The sequence below is a fragment of the Kitasatospora sp. NPDC059327 genome (genome assembly GCF_042752535.1).
Taxonomy (GTDB): Bacteria; Actinomycetota; Actinomycetes; order Streptomycetales; family Streptomycetaceae; genus Kitasatospora.
Map to the genome: position 1 here is coordinate 1 of NZ_JBHYYB010000205.1, position 5,465 is coordinate 5,465.

4 protein-coding genes and 1 pseudogene are annotated in these 5,465 nt (G+C 71.3%); all 5 read right to left on the minus strand.

Going from position 1 to position 5,465, the window contains the following annotated elements:
- Window positions 1-257: ATP/GTP-binding protein (locus ACFXHB_RS44130; RefSeq protein ID WP_380582799.1), on the minus strand; the 257-nt coding region annotated here is incomplete at its 3' end.
- The gene (locus ACFXHB_RS44135) at window positions 238-930 is read right to left on the minus strand and encodes a DUF742 domain-containing protein (RefSeq protein ID WP_380582801.1); all 693 of its coding nucleotides are present in this window, start codon (window positions 928-930) and stop codon (window positions 238-240) included. The genes ACFXHB_RS44135 and ACFXHB_RS44130, both read right to left, overlap by 20 nt.
- A gap of 161 nt (window positions 931-1,091) precedes the next feature.
- A complete protein-coding gene (locus ACFXHB_RS44140; protein WP_030057391.1) occupies window positions 1,092-1,505 on the minus strand; it encodes a roadblock/LC7 domain-containing protein in 414 nt (137 codons plus the stop codon).
- Window positions 1,506-1,515: 10 nt separating this feature from the next.
- Window positions 1,516-4,965, minus strand: a complete 3,450-nt coding sequence (locus ACFXHB_RS44145) for a nitrate- and nitrite sensing domain-containing protein (protein WP_380582804.1) — start codon at window positions 4,963-4,965, stop codon at window positions 1,516-1,518.
- Window positions 4,966-5,366: 401 nt separating this feature from the next.
- Window positions 5,367-5,465: pseudogene (locus tag ACFXHB_RS44150) on the minus strand (ATP-binding protein); the annotation flags it as partial.

Here is a 5,465-nt window from a genome sequence, read left to right on the forward strand (position 1 = left end):
TAGAGGATGAGGTCTTCGTCGAGGGTGATGCGGCCGAAGTCCATGGCGACGGTGGTGGTCGTCTTGCCGGAGACGTGGCTGAGGTCGTCGATGCCTGCGGACGCGGAGGTCATGACGGCTTCGGTGCGCAGGGGGTTGATCTCGGAGACGGCGCCGACGAGCGTGGTCTTGCCGACGCCGAAGCCGCCGGCGACGACGATCTTCGCGGAGGTGGTGGCGCGGGTGGGGGCGGCCGCGTTAGAGCTTGCGAAGTCCACTGAGGACCCTTTCGAGCAGCGTGACGTCGGGCTGGTTTCCGGATTCGCCGCCGGAAGCGGGCTGGTGGATGGCGACCAGGCCGGCTTCGGCCAGGTCGGCCACGAGGATGCGGGCCACCCCCAGAGGCAGGGAGAGCAGCGCCGACACCTCGGCGACGGACTTGACCTCGGTGCACAGGGTGCAGATCCGCTGGTGCTCGGGGAGCAGGGTGGCCAGGCGCTGCGGATCGACGTTGGCCGAGACGAGCGCCTCCAGCGCCAGCTCGTACCGCGGCCGGGTCCGTCCGCCGGTCATCGCGAACGGCCGGATCAGCGGGCCCGAGTCGTAGTCGTCCTCGAACTCCTCGACGTACCCGGGGTCCTGGGCCGGCGTCTGGCCGGGGCCGTGCTGCGGGCCGGGGGCGGAGTGCCGGCCGGGCAGGTGGCCGGTGGTCCCTCCCGGTGCCGGGTAGCCGGCCGGGGGCGCGTCGTACGAGGGCTGCCGGCCGTACTGGCCGTCCCCGTACTGCTCCTGTGGGTAGGGCCGGCCGTACTGCTGCTGGTCGTACGGCTGGCCGTACGGCTGACCGTACGGCTGACCGTGGCCGGCGACGCCGGGTGCTCCGAAGGCGTCATGGCCCGTGCCAGGGTACGGAACGCCGTACTGGCCGCTGCGGTCGTCGGGCGGTGTCACGGTTCCTCTCCTCACAAGGTGCGGCGGTGCGGTGCGAGCTCTGGCACAGGTCCGGAGCCGGTGGTGCGAAGGCCGTACAACGTCCGAACCCGAGCCCGCCGAAGCGGGCCCGGGACGGGCGTGGAGGTGCTTCGAATACCAGGACGGTATCCGACGAACCGTCAGTGCAGGAGACTGCCCTGGAGTTCTGCGCGGAGTGCGGGGGTGAGGACGGCGCCGGCGCGGTCGACGAGCAGCGCCATCTCGTAGCCGACGAGACCGATGTCGGAGTCGGGGGAGGCGAGGACGGCGAGGGCGGAGCCGTCGCTGACGGCCATCAGGAACAGGAAGCCGCGCTCCATTTCGACGACGGTCTGGTTGACCTCGCCGCCCTCGAAGATCCGGCTGGCGCCGGAGGTGAGGGAGGTGAGGCCGGAGGCGACGGCGGCGAGCTGGTCGGCGCGGTCGCGGGGGAAACCTTCGGACATGCACAGCAGGAGGCCGTCCGCGGAGACCACCACCGTGTGCGACACCCCGGGGGTGTTGTCCACGAAATTGGTGATCAGCCAGTTCAGGTTCTGTGCGGCCTGGCTCATCTGACTCAACTCAACGCTCCTGGTGGTTCGAGCCGCCGAAGAGATCGGTACGGTTCTGCTGTCCGTTGCCGGACGGGTCTGCCTGATCGGGGTCGATCCGGAAGCTTCCGGTGTTGCCTGCGCTGCGGCCCTGCTCCACACCGCGGCGCAGGTTGGTGAGCCGGCCGCGGACCTCCTCGGGGCTGCGGGAGACCTGCGGCCCGTCCTGCGGAGTGGGCTTGGCGTTGCCGGCCACCAGGTTCTGCTTGGGCACGCGGCGGGGGAGGCCGGACGGGGTGGTCCCGCCGGAGGCGGGCTCCCGCAGCTGCTCGGCGCGCTGCCAGGCACCGTCGTTGGGCGACTGCCAGGCGGCGCTGGTCGGGCCGGTCGGTCCGGTGGGGCCGTAGCCGCCCAGCGCGGACACCTCGTGGCCACGCGGTTCGGTGGGGGCCGAGGTGTCCTTGGCACCGGCGAACCAGTTCGGGGTCTCACCCGTGTCCCGGCCGCCGTCCTGCTGCGGCGCGGTACCGGGACCGCCACCGGCCAGCTGCTGGCCGGGGCGGCGCTGCGGCAGGCCGGACGGCAGGGTGGCGGCCGGCAGGGCCGGCGGCTCGGGGCTGTACGGGTGGCCCGCGGGGGCCTCCTCGGCGCCGTACTGCTCGTCGGCGTAGCCCTCGTAGCCCTGCTGGGCGTACTGGCCGTACTGGCCGTCCTGGCCCTGCTGCCCGCCTTGGTCCTGGCCGTACTGGTCGTCGCCGTAACCCTGCTGCGGGAACCGGCCGTAGGCGTCCTGGCCGTAGTCGTTCTGCCCGTACTCGGTACCGGCGTAGCCGTCCTGGGCGTACCCGTCCTGGCCGTAGCCGTACTGCTCGTCGGGGTAGCCGGCCTGACCCTCGTACCCCTGCTGGGCGTCCTGGGCGTACTGGACGTCCTGGCCGTAGCCGTCGTCGTTGCGCCGGCCGTACGCCGGGTACTCCTCCTCGACCTCGGCGTCGACCACCGGCTGCTCGGACATCCCGTGCGGGCCGGACTCCAGGGCCGCCCGGCGGACCTGGTCGAGCCGCTGGGAGCGCTGGACGGCCTCCAGGGCGGGGCTGAAGCCGCTGGAGCCGGCGTGTCCGTTGCCGGTGAGGTGGTCGTCGAAGCCGAGCTCGGCGGCGCTGCGCGGCTGGTTCTGGACCTCGGCGGCCCAGTCGGCCGGGGCCGGCTCCTGGTCGGCGAAGATCCGGGACACGGTGAACTGCTCCTCCGGCTCCGGGGCCGCGCCCATCTGGGTCAGGAACGGCGGGAGCATGACCAGCGAGGTGGTGCCCGCGGACTCGCCGGAGGGGCGGAGCTGGACGCGGACGTCGTGCCGCTGGGAGAGCCGGCCGACCACGAAGAGGCCCATGCGGCGGGAGATGGTGGCGTCGACGGTGGGCGGCTCGGCCAGCTTCTCGTTGATCTCGGCGAAGTCCTCGGCGGTGAGGCCGATGCCCTTGTCGTGGATCTCGACCAGCACCCGGCCGTCCGGCAGGCGGGTGGCGTTGACCAGCACCCGGGTCTGCGGGCTGGAGAACGAGGTGGCGTTCTCCAGCAGCTCGGCGAGCAGGTGGACGAGGTCGGTCACGGCGGCGCCGACGACCTCGGCCTCGGGGATGCCGGAGAGCTCGACACGCTCGTACTGCTCCACCTCGGAGGCGGCGGCGCGGAGCACGTCGACCAGCGGGACCGGGGTGTTCCAGCGGCGGCCGGCCTCCTCGCCCGCGAGGACGAGCAGGTTCTCACCGTTGCGGCGCATACGGGTCGCGAGGTGGTCCAGCTTGAAGAGGTTCTCCAGCTGGTCCGGGTCGGCCTCGTTGTTCTCCAGGTCGGTGATCAGCGCCAGCTGGCGCTGGATCAGGCTCTGGCTGCGGCGCGACAGGTTGGTGAAGATCGCGTTGACGTTCCCTCGCAGCAGGGCCTGCTCGGCGGCCAGCGCGACGGCCTGCCGGTGGACCTGGTCGAAGGCGCGGGCGACCTCGCCGATCTCGTCCTTGCCGTGCAGCGGGATCTGGCTGACCGAGGTGTCCACCCGGTCCGGGTCGGTCTTGGAGAGCTTCTCGACGAGGTCCGGCAGGCGGTGGTCGGCGATCTCCAGGGCGGCGTTGCGCAGGGTGCGCATGCCGAGAATCATCGAGCGGGCCACGTAACCGGTGAGGACACCGGCGAGGACCAGCGCGGCGAGCACGATCGCCGAGTTGAGGATGGCGTCGTAGAGCGCGTTGTCCCGCAGGTCGGCGGCGTCGTGGAGGACGTCGTCCAGCAGCGCGACCTCGGTGGCGCGCAGGCTGGCGATGTGGGTGTTGGAGGCCTGCTCCCAGTTCTCCTTGGTCAGACCGGCGTCCTTGGCCTCCTTGTAGGCGGCGTCGGCGGCGGCCTTGCCCTTGGACTGGCCTTCGGCGGCGGCCTGGGTGTAGGCGGCGCCGAGGGCCAGCAGGCCCGTCATGGTCGGCGCGCTGCCGTTCGGCATCCGGTAGGCGGCGCGCTGGTCGGCGGCGGCCTGGGCGACCTGGGCGTCGGCGTACCGCCTGGCGTCCTCGGGGGCGCTGCCGGTGTTGAACTCGGAGAGCGAGACCTGCTCCAGCTTCTGGGAGACCAGGAGCTGCTGGATCAGGTCGGTGTTCTCGTACCGGGTGGTGGACTGGGCCGAGATGCCGACCAGCAGGTGGAGCATCAGCGCGCGCTGGGTCGAGGCCGAGGCCTTGGCCAGCGACATGGCGTAGATCGCGCGGCCCTTGCTGGTGATGTTGCTGCTGCCGAGGCCGACCGAGTTGTCGTAGGCCAGCAGCGGGGCGAGCATCACCGAGTAGGCGGACTGGGTCGCGGTGGCGAACAGCTCCGGCTTGTAGGCGGTGTCGCGCAGGTGCGGCAGGAAGATGACGGCGCTCTGGAACGCCGAGTGCCGGTGCGGCAGCTCGGCGGACTTGTCGGTCGCCTCGTAGGCCGCGTTGTAGGCCTTGAGCGCGGTGTCGGTGGTGGCGCGGGTCTTGGCGACGTCGCCGTTCGGGTCCTGGCCGGTCAGCAGGGGACTGAGCGTCTTGTCGCGCTCGTTCTCCAGCGCTTCGGCGAGCTCGGTGGCCGCCTTGGCCAGACGGGCGGTCTTCTCGGCGCGCGAGGCCTTGACGTAGCCGTCGACCGAGGTGTTCACGCGCAGGCCGCCGAAGACCAGGCCGATGATGACCGGGATCAGCAGGATGGCTATCAGACGGGCCGGCACGCGCCAGTTGCGGGGCCGGAGGAAGTCGTACCGGCTGTTGCCCTTGCCGCCGCTCCCGTCGTCCCCGGACCCGCCGGCACGGCGCTCCGCGGAGGCGGTCGGCGGCTTCGGCGCGGGGGCCGGCGGGCGCTCCTCGACCGGCGTGAACGCGGAGAATCCGGCCTGGTCCGTTGCGTTACCGTTCGGCTCGCTCTGGCGGGGCTCGGAGCGCCGCTGCGGGGCGACCTGCTGCTTACGCCTCACTCGACAACAACCTCTCGGCCGATTGGCGGCCATGGATCAATCCAGCGCTACCCCTGGCAGCGGCCCGCTGCTGGGTGGGACTGCCGTAATGGATTTAGGGGTAGCTGGAATTTCAGCACGTGCAGGGATGGGGGACAAACAGGTGTCGGTACCGGCCTGCTGATGCACAATTCGGACATTCGCCGACATCGTGGAGCAAAACCGTGGTCTTCTGGCGCTGAGCGATGCTAAATCGCTACACATGGTCATTGTTGATCACAAAATGCCTACCGAACTGTTATCCGCCGCTTATGCGGGGGTCTTGCGTGGGCCGCCCGGACGACACCTCTCCCGTAGCCGGAGGTGCCCCGGCGCCCGACCGTGACGGTGGGGCGCCGGGGCTGCCGACCTGCGGGTTCCGCTCAGCGCAGGCGGGCGAGGAGGGCGTGTTCGACGAGGGTGATGAGGGCGCTCTTGGCGCTGTCGCGTCGTCGGGCGTCGAGGGTGATGACGGGGGTGTC

Bases quoted from the DNA above. Each gene is read 5' to 3' on its own strand.
- ACFXHB_RS44140 (WP_030057391.1), bottom strand. From the start codon at position 1,505: ATGAGCCAGGCCGCACAGAACCTGAACTGGCTGATCACCAATTTCGTG.